Origin of the sequence: Micromonospora sp. NPDC007208 (assembly GCF_042869175.1) — a bacterium.
GTDB lineage: Bacteria > Actinomycetota > Actinomycetes > Mycobacteriales > Micromonosporaceae > Micromonospora > Micromonospora foliorum.
This window is the reverse complement of the sequence record NZ_JBIAFG010000001.1, coordinates 141,754-158,564: the sequence shown is the minus strand read 5'-3', so window position 1 is coordinate 158,564 and position 16,811 is coordinate 141,754. Positions and strand designations below refer to the sequence as shown.

At 70.7% G+C, this 16,811-nt stretch carries 13 protein-coding genes; 2 read left to right on the top strand and 11 right to left on the bottom strand.

What is annotated here, in order from left to right; genetic code table 11:
* Positions 1–4 precede the first annotated feature (4 nt).
* The 6 genes from ACFYL6_RS00595 to ACFYL6_RS00570 form a co-directional block, all read right to left on the bottom strand.
* A complete protein-coding gene (locus tag ACFYL6_RS00595) occupies positions 5–1,297 on the bottom strand; it encodes an ABC transporter substrate-binding protein (protein ID WP_387165687.1) in 1,293 nt (430 codons plus the stop codon).
* Positions 1,298–1,337: 40 nt separating this feature from the next.
* Positions 1,338–2,177 (bottom strand): carbohydrate ABC transporter permease, encoded by an 840-nt coding sequence (locus ACFYL6_RS00590; RefSeq protein ID WP_238667634.1) that lies wholly within the window; start codon positions 2,175–2,177, stop codon positions 1,338–1,340.
* A gap of 1 nt (position 2,178) precedes the next feature.
* Complete coding sequence (locus ACFYL6_RS00585) at positions 2,179–3,114, bottom strand: carbohydrate ABC transporter permease (protein WP_387165685.1); 936 nt, start codon at positions 3,112–3,114, stop codon at positions 2,179–2,181.
* Positions 3,111–4,214, bottom strand: a complete 1,104-nt coding sequence (locus ACFYL6_RS00580; protein WP_387165682.1) for a LacI family DNA-binding transcriptional regulator — start codon at positions 4,212–4,214, stop codon at positions 3,111–3,113. The genes ACFYL6_RS00585 and ACFYL6_RS00580 overlap by 4 nt, the downstream gene beginning before the upstream one ends.
* 184 nt (positions 4,215–4,398) lie before the next feature.
* Positions 4,399–6,030 (bottom strand): ABC-F family ATP-binding cassette domain-containing protein, encoded by a 1,632-nt coding sequence (locus ACFYL6_RS00575; protein ID WP_387165680.1) that lies wholly within the window; start codon positions 6,028–6,030, stop codon positions 4,399–4,401.
* A gap of 223 nt (positions 6,031–6,253) precedes the next feature.
* Entirely contained in the window at positions 6,254–6,859 is a 606-nt protein-coding gene (locus tag ACFYL6_RS00570; RefSeq protein WP_387165678.1) for a TetR/AcrR family transcriptional regulator, read from the bottom strand.
* Positions 6,860–6,991: 132 nt separating this feature from the next.
* On the opposite strand from ACFYL6_RS00570, the gene ACFYL6_RS00565 reads away from it, so the two are divergent.
* Entirely contained in the window at positions 6,992–8,080 is a 1,089-nt protein-coding gene (locus tag ACFYL6_RS00565) for an aldo/keto reductase (RefSeq protein ID WP_387165676.1), read from the top strand.
* Positions 8,081–8,243: 163 nt separating this feature from the next.
* Here ACFYL6_RS00565 and ACFYL6_RS00560 read toward each other — a convergent pair whose 3' ends face one another.
* The 4 genes from ACFYL6_RS00560 to ACFYL6_RS00545 form a co-directional block, all read right to left on the bottom strand.
* Positions 8,244–9,236: an alpha/beta hydrolase gene (locus ACFYL6_RS00560; RefSeq protein WP_387165674.1), complete on the bottom strand. Its 993-nt coding sequence runs from the start codon at positions 9,234–9,236 to the stop codon at positions 8,244–8,246.
* 75 nt (positions 9,237–9,311) lie between these two features.
* Positions 9,312–10,208, bottom strand: coding sequence for an acetyltransferase (locus ACFYL6_RS00555; protein WP_387165672.1), 897 nt, complete (start codon positions 10,206–10,208; stop codon positions 9,312–9,314).
* Between the two features lie 158 nt (positions 10,209–10,366).
* Positions 10,367–11,566, bottom strand: coding sequence for a low temperature requirement protein A (locus ACFYL6_RS00550; RefSeq protein ID WP_387165670.1), 1,200 nt, complete (start codon positions 11,564–11,566; stop codon positions 10,367–10,369).
* Between the two features lie 116 nt (positions 11,567–11,682).
* A complete protein-coding gene (locus ACFYL6_RS00545) occupies positions 11,683–13,227 on the bottom strand; it encodes a flavin-containing monooxygenase (RefSeq protein ID WP_387165668.1) in 1,545 nt (514 codons plus the stop codon).
* A 224-nt stretch (positions 13,228–13,451) separates the two neighbouring features.
* Here ACFYL6_RS00545 and ACFYL6_RS00540 point away from each other — a divergent pair, with 224 nt between their 5' ends.
* Positions 13,452–14,405 carry an AraC family transcriptional regulator gene (locus ACFYL6_RS00540; RefSeq protein ID WP_387165666.1) on the top strand — a complete coding sequence of 318 codons (954 nt, stop codon included), beginning with the start codon at positions 13,452–13,454 and terminating at the stop codon, positions 14,403–14,405.
* A gap of 69 nt (positions 14,406–14,474) precedes the next feature.
* On the opposite strand, the gene ACFYL6_RS00535 is transcribed toward ACFYL6_RS00540, so the two are convergent.
* On the bottom strand, positions 14,475–16,457 hold the full coding sequence (locus ACFYL6_RS00535; RefSeq protein ID WP_387165664.1) for a polysaccharide lyase family 1 protein: 1,983 nt from the start codon (positions 16,455–16,457) through the stop codon (positions 14,475–14,477).
* Positions 16,458–16,811 lie beyond the last annotated feature (354 nt).

The window sequence follows — 16,811 nt, the reverse complement described above, 5'->3', positions numbered from 1 at the left end:
GTCGTTACCTCAGAACCTGCTTGCCACCGTCGACCAGCTGCGTGCCGAGCTGATCGAGGGTGATCTTGTTGGCGAAGTACTGCTGAAGGGCCGGGGTGGCGTACTTGGTCTTCCACTCCGGGTAGCCGTCGGCCTGCTGGAACGGGGCGACGGTCAGGTCCGCGGCGCTGTCCGCGGCGACGTCCCAGCCCTGCTTGCCGGCGGTGAGCTTGACCAACTCCTCGTTGGCCTGCTTGCCGGTCGGCACCAGCCAGTCACCCTTGGCCAGGGCGGCCATGTTTGTCGGGTTCAGGAAGTACTCCAGGAACTGCGCGGCCTGCTTCTTGTGCTTGCTGTCCTCGGAGATCGACAGCGTCTGCGGGTTGGCGGCCTGCTTGGTGGAGAGTCCCTTGATCGGGGGCAGGGTGACCCACTCGAAGCCGGCCGGCGCCTGCTCGACCATCTGCTGACGCAGCGACACCGAGCCGGGCAGCATCGCGTACTTGCCGCCGAAGAAGCCGGGCAGGGTGTCCGCGCCGCTCATGCCGAGCGCCTCCGGGGAGGCGGACTTGGCGGTGTAGAGCATGTCGTGGATCCGCTTCGGGACCTCCTTCTCCGCGTCACCGACCTTGACCTCGGTGCGGCCACCGTCGCCGTAGAAGAACTTGCCGTCGTAGTTGAGCGCCAGGTTCAGCACCCGGTTGGTCGGCGACTTCAGCGCCCAGGCCGCGCCGTACTGGCCGGGCTTGGTGAGCTTCTGCGCGTTGGCCTGGAACTCGTCCCAGGTCCAGCCGCCGTCGGCCGGCGGCACCGCGACACCGGCGGCGTCGAGCAGCTTCTTGTTGGCGATGACGACCTGCGACTCCAGCAGGAACGGCACGCCGGTGACCTTGCCGTCGACGGTGGCGGTGTCCCAGATGCCCTTGTCGATCTGGCCCTTCAGGTCGTTGGAGAGCAGGTCGGAGAGGTCGGCCAGGTAGCCCTGCTTGCTGAACTCGCCGATGGCGGACGCCTCGTAGTGCACGATGTCCGGCGCGTCGCCGCCCTCGAACGAGGTGAGCAGCTGGTCGTGCACCGAGTTCCAGTCACCCTGGACGTACTCGACCTGGATGTCCGGGTGCTCGGCGTTCCACTTGGCGACCAGGTCCTTGTTGACCTGCAACGACTCCTTCTGCCAGGCGAGGCTGAGGAAGCGCAGCTTGGCGGGGCCGGAGGTGGCCTCGTCGTCGTCACCGGCACCGCACGCGGTGAGCGCGCCGAGGCCGATGACCGTGACCGCGGCGGCCGCCGCGAGTCGACGGAATCGGGTACGGAGCATGGGGGGTTACCTCCTTGGTGGTGGTGGTTGGGGGGACGGGTCAGCCCTTGACCGCGCCCGCGAGCGACCCGGACGACAGCCGGCGCTGCATGAACGCGAAGAAGATCAGGCTGGGCAGCGTGGCCAGCAGTGAGCCGGCGGCCAGGGGTCCCAGCCGAGCGGTGCCCTCGATGCCGACGAACCGGGCCAGCGCCACCGGCAGGGTGGCCAGCTCCGGTGTCTTGATCAGCACCAGCGCGAAGAAGAACTCGTTCCAGGCCGAGATGAAGGAGAACAACGCGGTCGCGACCAGGCCCGGGGCGAGCAGCGGGAAGACCACCCGCCGCAGGACCTGCACCCGGGTCGCGCCGTCGACCGAGGCGGCCTCCTCCAGCTCCCTCGGGATGTTGCGGACGAAGCCCTGCAGCATCCACAACGCGAACGGCAGCGCCCAGACCACGTAGATCAGCACCAGCCCGGCGTGCGTGTTGGCCAGGCCGACCTGCCGCAGCACCAGGAAGATCGGGATGATCAGCAGCACGAACGGGAAGAGCTGGGACAGCAGCACCCAGCCCAGCGCGGCGGTGCCGAGCTTGGAGCGGAACCGGGCCAACGCGTACGACGCCGGCATGGCGACCAGCACGGTCAGCACCGCCGAGGCGAGGGAGACCTGGAGGCTGTTGAGCGCCGCCCGGCCCAGCTCCTGCTCGGTGAAGGCCTGGACGAAGTTCTGCAGGGTCGGGTTGTCCGGGATCAACGTCGGGTGCAGGCGTACCAGCTCGCGCGGCGGCTTGAACGCCGTGGAGAGCAGCCAGACCAGCGGGAACCCGAGGAAGATCAGGTAACCGGCGAGCGCCAGGTACTGAAGCGTCCGGCTCGTGCGGCTCGGTTTTCCGAACATGTCAGTTCGCCTCCCTGAGCCGGCGACGGAGATAGACCGCGAGCAGCGCGACGATGATCACGACCATGACGTTGCCGAGCGCCGCCGCGTAGCCGTAGTTGCCGTAGCGGAACGCCTCCTCGTACGCGAAGAGCATCGGCAGCATCGTCTTGCCGCCCGGTCCACCCGCGGTGAGCACGTAGACCAGGCCGAACGAGTTGAAGTTCCAGATGAAGTCCAACGAGGTGATCGCCACGATCACCGGCGCCAGCGCGGGCAGCGTCACGTGCCGGAACCGGTGCCAGGTGCTGGCCCCGTCCACCGCCGCCGCCTCGTGCAGTTCGCGGCCCACACCCTGCAGACCGGCGAGCAGGACGACTGTGGTCTGCGGCATGCCCGCCCAAACCCCCACGATGATCACCGCGGGCAGGGCGGTGCTGAAGTCGCCCAGCCAGTTCGTCCGCAACCCGTCGGCGCCGATGCGGTGGAAGAACTCGTTGATCAGGCCGGCATCGGGGTGGTAGACGAGCTTCCACAGGATGCCGACGACGACCGGCGGCATCGCCCACGGCACGACGGCGAGCACCCGCGCCACACCTCGGAATCGCAGTTGCTGGTTGAGCAGCAGCGCCAGCCCGAGGGCGAGCAGGAACTGCAACACCGTCACCCCGACCGCCCAGAGCAGGCCGATCTTGAAGGAGTTCCAGAACAGCTCGTCGCCGAGGAGTTCCCGGTAGTTGGCCAGGCCGGTGAAGCTGACCTCGACGTTGCGTCCGGCGCGGGCGTCGGTGAAGCCGAGATAGATGCCCCGCAGCAGCGGGAACACCGACAGCAGCAGGATCGGCAGCAGCGATGGCAGCAGCAGAAGGTAGATGGTGGTGCGGTCGGAGCGGAACCGGTTCGCCCGGCGGGCTGGCTCGGCCCGCTCGACGTCCGGCCGCTCGGCCAGGGTGGTCATGCGGTCACCCCTTCGCTGGACGGGTGGGTGGTCGGTGGGCCGGCCGGCCCGGTGGCGGGTCGCGGGGCCGGCAGCGTCGCGGCGCTGGACGCGCGGACGACGAGGCTTGGTGGCACCTGTTCGCGGCGCGGTGGCAGGGTGGCGTCGGCGATGCGTTGCAGGAGCAGTTCGGCGGCCCGGCGACCACGCTCGGCCGAGCCGAGCGAGACGCTGGAGAGCTGGGGAAACATCATCCGTGCCAGTTCGGTGTCGTCCATGCCGACCAGGGCGACGTCCTGCGGGACCCGGCGGCCGGCGGCCAGCAGGGCGTGCAGCGCGCCGACCGCGATGAGGTCGTTGGCGCAGACCAGGGCGTCCGGCTCGGCGCGGGCGAGCAGTCGCTCGGTGGCGGCGCGGCCGGCCGCGTACTGGAAGTCGCCGACCTCGACCAGTTCGTCGTCGAGCGGGATGCCGTGTCGGGCCAGGGCGGCCCGGAATCCGGCGTCGCGGGCGGCGCCCGGGACGGTGTCGAGCGGGCCGTTGACGAAGCCGATCCGCCGTCGGCCGGTGGCGACGAGATGGTCCACGGCCAGCGCCACACCGTGCCGTGAGTCGGTACGCACGTTGTCGATCGGGGCGTCCGCGCCGAGCTGGCCGACGACCACCACCGGCACCGGACTGTCCACAAGCGCGGTGAGGTGCTCGTCGGTGACCCGGATCGGCGAGACGATCATGCCGTCCACGTAGCGGTTGGCCAGCCGTCGCAGCAGGGCGGTCTCGTTGTCGATCCGCCCGCCGGTGGCGTGCACCAGCAGTTGCCGCCCGGAGGACGCGACCACGGCCTCGATGGCCCGCATCATCTCCACGTAGACCGGGTTGCCGATGTCCTCCACCGCGAGCGCGACGAGCCCGGTGCGCTGGGACTGCAACGACCGGGCGATCGCGTTGGGCACGTAGCCGACCTCGGCCGCCGCCTCGCGAACCTTGCGGATCGTCTCGGGGCTGCCGCCGACGCCGTTGAGCACCCGCGAGGCGGACGCGATGGAGACGCCGGCGCGGGCGGCGACGGTGTGCACCGTGGGCCGGCCATCCGCCGGTTCCTGTAAACGTTTACGACCCACGTCCGGCACCTCCACCCGATAGCTGTAAACGTTTCCGGGGAGTCTGCTCCGCAGGTGGCGGAGAGGTCAACCCCCCGTTACGAAAACGTTTCCAACCCCCGTGCGCCCCACTCCGGTCGCGCTGATCATGAAGTTATTGCCCTCCGCTGCGGCGTGTCTTGGCAATAACTTCATGATCAACGGTTCAGGTCGAAGGGTGGGTTGGCGGGAGCGACAGCTTTCTGCCTGGCCAGCGGGAGCGGAGTCTGCGGTCGTGGCTGGCCACGACGATCGCGCCCGGGCCGGCGCCCAGGGCGTCCTCCAACTCGTCGCAGAGCGTCGGCGAGAGGTGGTTGGTGGGCTCGTCGAGCAGGAGCAATTCCGGCGGATCGGCGACGAGCACCGCCAGGGCGAGCCGACGGCGCTGTCCCACCGACAGGTCGGCCACCGGACGGTCGAGGTCCGCCGGGGCGAGCAGTCCGAGGGACGACAGCGGTACGACCTCGGCCCGCTCCATCCCGACGGCACCGTCGAAGACCTGCCGGGCCGTCCGCCGCGCATCCGCGAAGACGCTGTCCTGGGCGAGCAGACCGATCCGCAGCTCCGGCCGTCGCCAGAGCGCTCCGGCACCGGCCAGGTGGCCGGCGAGCACGGCGAGCAGAGTTGACTTGCCCGCGCCGTTGGGGCCGGTCACCAACAGCCGATCGCGGGACCTGATCTCCAGGTGCGCCACCCGAAGTCGGCCGGGAACCTCCAGCCGGTCCGCCGTGACGATGACCCCGTCGCTGTCGCCGACGGCGAGCGCCGGCGCATGGAAGCGCAGCGGCTCCGACGGCACCGGAACGGGGTCGCGCTCGATCGTCTCCAGTCGACGGGCGGCGTCGCGGACACGACGGGAGATCTGGTTCTGGACACGGCCGGCGGTGTGCCCGTACCCCATCTTCTCGCTGTCGCGCGGGCCACGACCGTGGGCGACCTGGTGCCCGGTCACGGCGGCGGCCTCGCGCAGGTCGGCGAGGAGCGCCTGCTCGTCGTCGTAGCGCCGCCGCCACCGTTGCGCCTCGGCGCGCTTCGCCGTCAGGTACGCGGTGTAGCCGCCGCCGAAGCGGACCGGCCCGTCGACCGCCGGGTCCAGGTCGATGAGATCGGTGCAGACCGCGTCCAGGAAGGCCCGGTCGTGACTGGCCACCACGACCACCCCGGGCATGGCACGGAGCTGCTCCTCGCAGAACGCCGCCGCCGCGTCGTCGAGGTGGTTGGTGGGCTCGTCGAGCAGCAGCGCGCTCGGCCGGCGGATCAGCATCGCCGCGAGGGCGAGCCGGCCCCGTTGCCCGCCGGAGAGCGCGCCCAACGTCCGGTGGTGGGGCAGCCCGCCGAGACCGAGGCCGTCGAGGACCGTGCGGGCCCGCCGGTCGGCGTCCCAGGCGTCGCGGTCCTGCGCCCGCTCCAGCACCTCGCCGTACGCGGTCAGCAGGCGGTCGTGCTGCTCGGTGCCCTCCGGCGAGTCGGCGAGCGCGACGCCGATCCGGTCCAGTTCGGCGAGGTCGGCGCGAGCCTCGCGCAGCGCGTCGTCGAGGACTGCGGCGATGGTGGTGGATGCCGGCAACGGCAACTCCTGGTGCAGGAAGCCGACGTCCGGTGGACGGGTGACGGTGCCGGAGTCGGGTACGTCGACGCCGGCCAGGACGCGCAGCAGCGTCGTCTTGCCGGTGCCGTTCTCGCCGATCAGGCCGATCCGGTGGCCGGGCGCGGCGGTCAGGGAGACGCCGTCGAGCACCCGGCGCTCGCCGTGGACACGCACGAGGTCATGGGCGATGAGAGCAGGTCGAACAGACATGGGGAACCTCGGAGAACGACGATCCGGGGCGCACACCGGCACCCCGGCGGAAGCAGGACATGACGACGGAGGCCGCGGCGACAGAGGCGCGATCACGCGCCTGTCGGCGGCCGGTCCGGGTGCTCACCCGGAGATGTCGTCGTCACCTGCCACGTCTGCTCCGATCTCCGACAACTCGGGCGCAAGAATAACTCGGCGGTCGCTGCGCGGATCCTGACCCGGGTCAGGCCGTCCGGGCACCGGCCCGCAGCGAGTCGAGGGTGAGGTCGAGGACGGCTTCGAGGTGGTCGATCTTCCCGGTGGAGAGCAGCAGCAGCACGCCGCCCTGGATGCCGGCGAGCAGTGCCGCGGCGGTCCGGTCGGCGTCGAGGTCCGGGTCGATGTCGCCGGTCGACTGCATGTGCCGGATGCCCTCGGTGATCGCCGTCTGCCAGCGCCACATGAGCCCGGTCACGATCGCCTGCGCGCCGGGCGCCCGCCGGCCGGTCTGGCCGAGCAGGCCGTTGAGGGGGCACTTCACCCCCTGCGCGAGGTACCGCTCGATCAGTCGGTCCCGCCAGGCGAACCAGGCCGGCCAGGATGTCAGGTTGCTGAGCATCGGCTCCTGGTCGATGAGCACCTGGTCCGCCTCGTGCTGGGCCACCGCGAGCAGCAATCCCTCCTTCCCGTCCGGGAAGTAGTGGAAGAGCTGGCCCTTGCTGGTGCCGGTGTGGGCCATCACATCCTCGAGGCGTACCTCGTCGACGCCGCGCTCGCGGATCTCGGCGGCGGCGCCGGCGACGATCCGCGCCCGGGTCGCCTCGCCCTTGCGGGTCAACGCCCGTGTCATGAGACCTCCTGGTCTGGACCTGCGGGTCCAACCCTACCTCGGTTTTTGGACTTGCAGGTCCATTTTTGGCGAGCAAAGGTCTGGAACGCGCGGTCCGCAGCGGGCCGACACCACGATCGGGAGGGCACCACGATGAACCACTACTACCTGCTCGGGCGGTCTGGTCTGCGGGTGAGCCGGCTGGCGTTGGGCACGATGAACTTCGGCGTCGGCGGGTTCCACGCCGCGTACGGCAAGACCGAGGAGGAGGCCGAGCCGATCTTCCGGCAGTACCTGGAGGCGGGCGGGAACTTCATCGACACGGCGGACTTCTACACCGCTGGCGAGAGCGAGAAGATCCTCGGCCGCCTGATCGACCGGGCCGGCGTACGCGAGCGGCTCGTGCTCACCAGCAAGGCCACCAACACCGTCGACCCGTCCGACCCGAACGCCAGCGGCAACGGTCGCAAGCACATCATGCGGGCCGTGGAGGCGTCGCTGCGCCGGCTCGGCACCGACTACATCGACCTGTACCTGCTGCACACCTGGGACCGGATCACCCCGGTCGAGGAGGTCGTGCACACCTTCGACGACCTGGTGCGCTCCGGCAAGATCCGCTACGCCGGGCTCTCCGACGTACCGGCCTGGTACGCGGCGCGGGCGCAGAGCTACGCCGAGGCGCACGGGCTGGCCCCGATGATCAACGTGCAGCTGCCGTACTCCCTGGTCACCCGGGACATCGAGGCGGAGCACGTGACGATGGCCCAGACCCTGGGCATGGGGCTCACCGCGTGGAGCCCGATCGGCGGGGGTCTGCTCAGCGGCAAGTACCGGCGGACCGGTGCGGGCATGAGCGGGACCGGCCGGTTGACCAACCCGGACGCCGCCGGTCGGGAGATCAGCCCCGGCGACTGGCAGGTGATCGAGGCGTTGGAGAGCGTGGCCGCCGACCTGGGCCGCAGCATGGCGCAGGTGGCGATCAACTGGGTGGCCACCCAGCCCGCCGTCGGTTCGGTGGTCATCGGGGCGAGCAGCGCCGAACAGCTCGCCAGCAACGTCGGTGCGCTCGACTTCGAGATCCCGGCCGACGCCCGCCGCCGGCTCGACGAGGCGAGCGCACCGAAGGTTCCGCTGCTCTACTCCATGTTCACCCCGCAGTACCAGTCCTGGGTGGTCAGCCCCGGCCTCGGCATCGGCGACAAGCCCGCCGGCTACGCCCCGTCGGTGTTCAACGGCAACTAGGACCTCACCAGGCACCATCGCGCCCGCCCTCGCCCCTGCCCCGCGCGCCCTGCCCGCCGATCTTGCACTTGCTGTCCCGACATAAGGGGCATCCCACTCATGTCGACAACCGCAAGTGCAAGATCGGCGAGGCGGGGGCCGGCGGGGCGGGGTGCCGGGGGCCCTACCGACGGATCGGCGCGTCGTTCGTTGGCGTGGGGGTCGAGGGCGGTGCCGGCGCACCCTCGTAGAGCGCTACGTACCGCCGGCGCCACTCGTCGCCGTCGGCGCCGAGGGCAGTGAGGTTGAGGGTGTTGTGTTCGACGCCCAACGCCGCCGGCAGGGTGCACACCCGCAGCGGAACCGCGTTCGCGTCGGCGATTCGACGCGGCACGTCGACCGCTGCCCCGAGGTCCACCACGCCGTCGAGCGGGCTGATCGCGACCGCGGCGGTCCGCAGACCGGTCCGCCGGGGCGGATTCGGCAGGGTACGGGCGATCGTCAGGTACTGGGTGACGGCGGCGAGGGAGTATCCGCGCGATGTGACGCGGTCCCGCAGGACGCGGCGCCCGTACAGCACGATGAGCGGTTTCACCGCGTAGGCAGGCGCCTGTCGCGGGTTCGGGCCGAAGAACGGCGACAGCAACAGCAGGTGCCGTACGGCGTTGCCCGGCACCTGGGCCAGCCAGGCGGCCAGCACGGCGCCGCCGGAGATGCCCACGACGCCGACCTCGTCTCCGAGGGCCGCCGCGACTGCCCATCCCTGCGCGGCGTACGTGGTCAGCTCACCGGCCTCGACCCGGTGGTGGGCCCGCCGGTCGACGGTCCCGTGCTGGGGCGCCCTTGGTATCCACACGTTGTACCCGCGGTCGAAGAACTCCTCGGCCAGCCCCGCGTACTGCTCGGGCGCGAGGGTGTATCCGTGCAGCAACAGCACGGCCCGCCGGGTACGGGAGCCGTGGCTCAGCAGGCGGCTGCGTGACTCCGGTCGGACCTCCGGATCGGCCGCCTCGGCGGCGATGATGGCCGCGGCGGCACGGGTGGCCGTGTCGAAGTCGAACGGTCGGGCCGGCGCGACCCGTAGCTCACGGCGGCCCACCGGCCAGAGGTAGAGCCCGGCGACCGCCGCCATGACGAGCGCCAACCCGCCGACGAGAAGCGCGATGATCTCCGGCATGGTCAGATGCTGACAGGGGCTGGGCTCGGCGCTGGTTGAGGGGGTGCGCCCGGGTGACCGGGCGCACCCGGTCAGCTATTCGTGGCTGTTCGGCGGCGCGAAGACGACCCTGGAGCGCAACTGCCGAAAGCCGGTCCGCTCCAACTCCGCCAGCACCGCCACCCGGTGGGACTCCACGTCGGCGATGACCTCGCGGGCACCGCCGGTGGCCAGCACCCGGACCGCCTCGGCCAGCAGTTCGGGCCGGGCGGCCTCGTCGAGGAGGCCGAGGTAGGCCAGCAGCGGGTAGCAGGCGTCCCCGGCCGTGCCGACCAGCCCGACCGGGTTGCCGGCCGCCAGGGCGATGCGCCATTCCTCTGTGTTCTCGCCCAACCAGGCCAGCGGGTCGGTGGCGAGGTCGACGCCGCCGACCACCCGCGCGATCTCGACGCCGGTCAGCACGTCCGGCTCGGCGATCGTGGCGACCAGGGCGTTGATCTCCGCCACGTCGACGGGCGGACGGAAGTCGTACCGCCCGGAGGACGCCGGCAGGGGTGTGCCGGCCCAGGAACAGCGGAGCCGCTCCCCCCGCTCGACCAGCCCGGCGAGCCGGGCGGCCTCCATGGGCGCCCGCACCGCGGCCAGCACCTCGGGTCGACGCCGCCAGTGCGCCGGTAGCGCGGCGTAGTACAGGCCGGGACCGCCCAGCGCCTCGTGGGCGGCGCGCAGCAGCTCGGCGCCCACCTCCGGCTCGGCGTCCAGGTCGAAGCGGTCCAGCCAGGGGGCACCGACGGCGCCCGGTGGAAGGAGCCAGGCGGCCCGGCCGACCAACCGGCCGGCACGCAGCGCGACCCAGGTGGTCTCGGGCCGGTAGCCGCCGCCGGCGATCCCGTCGGCGTACGCGACCTGGCGCAGTTGGGGTAGCGGATCGGGCATGGAGTCGAACAGGTTCTCCTCGCCCGCGACGAGCGGACGAATGACCAGATCAGTCATGGGTTGGTCCTCCGGGAAGCGCGCGCCCCGGGGTCAGATCCGCGCGGACGCCGGAGCGCGGAGGGGGCGCAGAACATCGGACATGTTCTGACCTCCTCCCAGCTCGACGGCGTGCCCGACGACCATACGCGCGGCGGTCGCCGGCCCGCAATGGAGTTTCACAGCGTCGGGTTGGTCTCCGACCCGCGCGCGTGGGCTCGCTGGTCGAACACGGTGATGCCGGCCAGGATCACCGCCGCGAGGGCCGCGACGGCGACCGGCGGGAGCAGCACCATCACCGGGGCCGCCACGGCCAGCGCCACCGCGCCGAGGTACAGCACCCGACACCGCGGTGTGGATTTGTTCGCCCGCTCCAGGGTGCTCCGCCCGATCAGGAACAGCACCGGGCCGCCGAAGATGATGGCCACCAGAGCCCAGTCGATCGGCGGGTGCGGGTCCTCGATGACCTGGCCGAAGCCGACGGCGGTGCAGATGATGCCACCGACGATCAACAGCTGGCTGTAACTCGCCCACCGCGACAGCTCGATTCCCTCCCCACTCGGGGTCGGGGCATGGCCGGACCCGACGTGGTAGAAGTAGATCCGCCAGAACGAGACGACCACCACGAACGAGGCGACGAGGGTGATCGTCCCCGCGGTCGAGAAGCCGGGGAAGCTGACCGCGGCGCCCGCCTCGAGCACCACCTCGGCGAGAGCGATCATGAAGAACTGGTTGTACCGCTCGGCGAGGTGCTCCTGCGAGACGGTGACCCCCAGGCTGGTGAGCTGTCTCCCGCCGATGCGGGGAAGGGGGTAGGTGGTGGCGGCGCCGATCATCTCGATGGCGAGAGCGATGGTCCAGTAGACGCCCCGACCAAGACCGCCACTGATGCCGCCACTGATCCAGAGCACGCTGGACGCCAGGTGCCAGGTCAGCACCCGGAGGGCGAACGCGCGACCCGCGTGACCCCGCAGGGCGAACGACAGAAAGAGCGGTCGGCCGACCTGGATGACGACGTAGGTGCAGGCGAAGACGACGCCGCGTTGGCCGAAGGCCTGAGGCAGGCTGACGGCCAGCACCAGCGTGCCGAACATCGTCGCCAGCAGGACTGCCTGCAGATCGGGGCGCCGGGGGTCGTAGGTGCTCGCCAGCAGGGCGTTGAGCGACCAGATCATCCACATCGCCGTGAAGAACAGGACGGTCTGGCCCGCCTCGGACAGCAGCGTGTGCCGGACGATGGTCAGGTCGTCCGCGACCCGCCCGGCGAGGCGGGCCAGCGCGAAGACGTAGACGATGTCGAACAGCAGTTCCAGGACGGTCGCCGAGCGCGGGCTCTTGCTGTCCCCGAGCCCACGAAAGAACTCGGTGCGCGTCAGCACGGACGGCGGGTCAGCTCAGCCGGCCAGGGCCGCCGGCACGGGCACACCACTGTGGTGACCCTGTTCCGCTGCCATCGTCCCCGAGCCTCCCTCGCCGACCGGTCCCGCCTGATCCCCTATCTGCGCACTTTATCCATCTTTATCGGGCCCTCGTCGCTGATGGCGGATACCCGGTCGGCGGTACGCCGGATCATCTGCGCCGTCACCCTGCGGTACGAGCCGGGGTCGACGGGGAACAGCCACTGCCGGGCCCGGGTCAGCGGACCGACGCTGAGCCCCAGCTCGTCGAGCACCTCGTCGACGTTGTGCATCGAGAACGGGATGATGTTCGTGCCGCGAGCGTGCCGTCCGTTGGTGCGCTTCGTCATCCAGGCCAGCCGGGCGCGCACCTCGTCGCGCATCCGGCCCTCGGTCGGCAGGGTGATCCCGCCCCGCAGGTACGCGGCCGTCCAGACCGCCGCCATCTCCGCGCTGAGCGGGCTGAAGAACGACGAGTTGTAACCGGCGAACGTCAGCCGTGGCACGCCGATCGGCAGGATCTGCCGGTAGAGCATGAAGTTGCCGGCATCGTCCTGGAGCCGGGCGTGCAACGCGTCGTCGAAGAACGGCACGTGCTGGCGGAAGCCGGTGCCACAGATCACCAGGTCGGCGGCGAGCACCGTGCCGTCGGCCAGGCGGGCGGCGGGCCGGCCACCGTCGTCGACAAGCAACTCGGTGATCACCTGGTCCCGGTGCACGGTGATGCGGCCGTCGGCGACCCGCTCGAAGAAACCCTCGGTGGCGAGGCTGACCGTGCTGCGGGCGATGTCCTCGAAACTGCCGTTGGGCACGAGACCCAGCTCGCGCAGGTTGAACTGCCGGGTCGCGACCGAGCCGACGCTGTCCACCATGCGCTGGCGCAGGCCGTTTCCCGGGCCGTGCAGGAACCGCTCGAAGCCCTTCAGGTGCAGGTAGCGGAACAGCGCCTCACCCATCCGGGTGAGCAGCAGGTACTTGTAGTTGAGCGCGCCGCCGAGCTTGCGGGGCATCTTCCAGAGCAACTGGCGAGCCACCACGTGGGTCTGGGCGGCGACCTCGCTCACCGGGACCGCCACGTCGCAGGACGACTTGCCGTACCCGACCACGAGGACGTTCTTACCTCGGGCCGCCTCGATGTCGTGGAACTCCCCCGTCGCCAGTACGCGCCCTCCGGCGGCGGCGAAGCTCGCGTGCCCGTCGAAGGACGGGACGAGCGGGTCGGAGAAGATGCCGTTGGCGACGATCAGGTGGTCGTACCGTTCCACCGTCAGCGGGTCCTGGCCGCCCGCCGGCCGCGACGTGACCAGCCACCCGGTCTCGTCGTTGACGAGTTCGGCGGAGGCGACCTCCGTGGACAGGCGCAGTGCGCTGGCCAGCCCGAACTTCTCCACGTAGCTCTCCAGGTACCGCTGGACCTGCTCACCCGACGGCCACTGCGGGTAGTCGGCGGGCATCGGCAGGTCGGAGAGGTGGTAGGTGCCCTTGTCGTTCTGGGTGTGCAGGCCGGGGTAGCGCCGGGTACGGCTCCACACCCCGCCGACGTCGGGCGCACGCTCGAACACGGTGACGTCGAACCCGCTCTGCCGCAGCACCTTCGCTGCGCTCACACCGGCGAACCCGGCGCCGACGACGGCGATCCTCATGATTCCCTCCGAAGGACGTGCGAACCGTGCCGGCGCTGACCGCCCGCGTTGGTCGCACGCTAGCCAGCCGACCGGGACGGTCGCTATCCGCACGACGCGGGCGCTATCCGCGGTACGCAGCCGGCCCTTTTCCTGTCGGGTCGACGGCTTTCGGGTCTGGTCCAGCCCGCGCACGCCTTACGGTCAGCGCGACGGGACGCCCGGGAGGTGTCGGATTGGACGCGGTGACGGTCCGCACGGACGACGTCGACCGGGCTCGCGCCGAGGTGGGCCGGATCTTCTGTCCACACCGGCTCACCCCACAGCCGGGCGTGCACAGCGTGCAACTGCGGATGGCGGCTCGCCGGGCGGGCGGGGTGGGTGTCATCGACCTCGACTACGGGCAGGCGGTCCGCATCCAACCGCCCGCGCTGGAGACCTTCTACCTCGTCCAGATCCCCAGCGCCGGCAGTACGACGGTCCGGCACGCCGGTCAGACCGTGACCTCGACCCCCGACGTCGCCTCGGTCCTGTCCCCGTACGACCCCTCGGACATGCGGTGGTCCGAGGGATCGCCCCACCGGATCTTCTACGCCGACCGGCGCGCCGTCGACCGGGAACTCGCCCGCCTGCTGGGCCACCCAGTGGACGACCCGGTCCGCCTGGACATCGGCATGCTCATGACCACGCCGACCGCACAGGCGTGGGCGCGCGGGGTGGCGTTCCTCGCCGACGAGCTGTCGCAGCCGGCGGACGCGTCCCTGTTCGACCACCCGCAGGTCGCCGCCCGTTTCGAGCAGGGGCTGATCGGCAAACTGTTGCTGGCCCACCGGCACAGCCACTCGCACCTGCTGGCCGAGCCGGGCCACCACGCCCACCCCGGCCGTCTCGTCCGGCGGGCCTGCGCCCTGATCTCCGAGCACCACGGCGAGGCACTGACCGTCGGTGACGTCGCCGAGGCCCTACGGGTGAGCGTACGAACGCTGCAGGACTGTTTCCGTCGTGAGTTGCAGACCACCCCGACCGCGTACCTGCGGGCCTGCCGGCTCGACGCGGCGCGCCGCACGCTCCGCTCGGCCGGGCCGGGGACGTCCGTGACGACTGTTGCCCTGCGACACGGCTTCCTGCACCTCGGCCGGTTCGCGACCGAGTACCGGACGCGATTCGGGGAGTCGCCGTCCGCGACGCTGCGGCGCTGACCGGGCCGTTCCGCGTCGTACCGTCCCGGCCGCGTGCTGGGCGCCGGCGACGGTACGACGCGGCGGGCGTCAGGTCAGCCGACCGACCCCGGCGCCCGCGGTGACCAGCGCCGGAACGTTTGCCGCCGGGTCCAACTGGTACGGGTAGTAGGTACGCGGCTCGACGACAGTGCCGGCGGTCTCGGGCTGGCCGGAGTTGACGAAGACGTTGCCGCGCTGCACGGCACGGCCAGGGCCGCTGTCGGCGTACCCGCTCGCGGAGTGCAGCGGGTACGGGACGTCCCGGAAGTAGTTGCCCTCGACCAGGACGCCGGCGTTCTCCGTCGACGCGACACCGTAGAGGGCGTTGCCGAGGAAGTAGTTGTTGTAGACGTGCACCGGCTCGCCGAACCGGACCCGGGGGTGGCGTTGGCGGCTGTGGTCGAAGAAGTTGTGGTGGATGCTCACCTTCAGGTGCCCGATGTCGGTGGACGCCGCGCCGTCGGAGTGCCCGATGAGCATGCTCTTGTCGGCGTGGTCGAAGTGGTTCCAGGAAACCGTCACGTAGTCGGCGCCCCGCACGATGTCGACCGAGCCGTCGATCGCGCCGGCGAAGCGGTTGTGGTCGATCCAGACGTGGTGGGAGTTCTGGCCGACGTTGATCGCGTCGTCCTCGGCCTCGGTGAAGTTGATGTTGCGGACGATCACGTTGTACGAGCGGTAGAAGTCCAGCCCACCCCCGGTGATCTCGGCGTTTCCGACACCGATGATCGTCTTGTGCGGCCGCACCCCCTGCTTGCTGCTGATCCGGATCACGCCGCTGACCTGGATGACCATCGGCCCGATGGTGTCGATGTAGTCGAGGAAGTCCGCCGCGTTGGTCGCGGTGACCACCGGGCCTCCGGCGCCGCCGGTCGTACCGTTCTGACCGAGGGCGACGACGCTGGCGAACCCGTCCGGTTGGCCGGCCGGCGCCGCGCTCGGCGCGGCAGCGGCGAGCGTCGACGACAGCTTGCCCACCCCGGCGCCGGCCGGAACCGTGGTCGGGACGTCGGCGGCGGGGGTGAGCTGGTAGGGGTAGTAACCGCGCGGATCGGGAACGGTGCCGCGGGTCTCGATCGGATGGTTGCAGGCGACGAGGATGTTTCCCCGGGCCACGATCCGGCCGAGATCGCCGCTGAAGTCCACCCGGCCGGGGTTGTTCACGGAGTAGAAGTAGTTGTTCTCCATGAGCACTGCGGCGTCGTAGGTGGACGCGACCCCGTAGCTGTTGTCGTAGTAGTAGTTGTTGTAGACGTGCGCCAAGGCGGAGAACCGTACCCGGGGGTTGCGCTGGTCGGAACGGTCGAAGAAATTGTGGTGGTAGGTGACCCGAAGCCGGCCGATGTCCTGCGGTCCGGCGTCCTCGTCATGGCCCAGCAACAACGTCTTGTCGTGATCGTGGAAGTGGTTCCAGGAGACGGTCACGAAATCGGACCCTCGTTTGATGTCGACCGCGCCGTCATCGCCGTTCGAGAACTCGTTGTGGTCGATCCAGATGTGGTGGGAGAACATCTGCACGTTGATCAGGTCGTCGCTCGCGCCGGTCAGGTGCAGGTTGCGGATGATGATGTTGTGTACGGCGTTCGTCGGCGGCGCGGTGACGTCGTCGTCGACCGGCACGCCGATGTTCAGCCCGCCGCCGGAGAGCGTGGCGGTGGCGCCGAGCCCGATGATGGTCTTGTCCGAGGCGACGTTGTGCATTCCGTCGTTGCTGCCCGCGGGCAGGTTGATGGTGCCGGCGACCTGGATGACGTAGGGCCCCGGCCGGGCGATGTAGTCGAGGAACTGGGCGGCGGTGGTGGCGGTGACGGTGGGTCCGCCGGCTCCGCCGGTGGTGCCGGCCTGACCGAGCGCGGCGACAGTGGCGAAGCCGTCGGCGGGGCCGGCGACGGCTTCGGCGGCCGGGGTCGACGACGCGGCGGTGGGGGTGGCCTGGGCCAGCCCGGGCGGGGTGAGCAGGACGGCGACGAGGCCGGCGACGGCGGGTGACCACCAGCGCGGCGGGACGCGGCGAGCGGGCGTGGAGAGCATGTGGCTGCTGCCTTTCGCGGGACGGAACACGGACCGGGCGTGGTCCGCTGGGCCGCGGCGGCGAGCCCGAACCGGTCGGCGACGCGCCTGGACGTCGGCGTCGCCGGGCACGGGCCAGCGCCGGATCGGCCGGCGATCCGTGGCGGTGGGGTGCGAGGGTGGAAAGCGCTTTCCGGCACCCATGCTAGGCGTGGCGATTAATTCATGTCAATCAACGGATCATCGTTTCCTGCAAACGGTTGTTGCATTGATCATGGTCTACGTTGCTGATCTCGACACCGCCGCAGCTTGGCGTGGTGGCCCCCTCCCCCACCAACGCGGATAAATGCCGCAGGTTCACGGCAGGGCATTGAC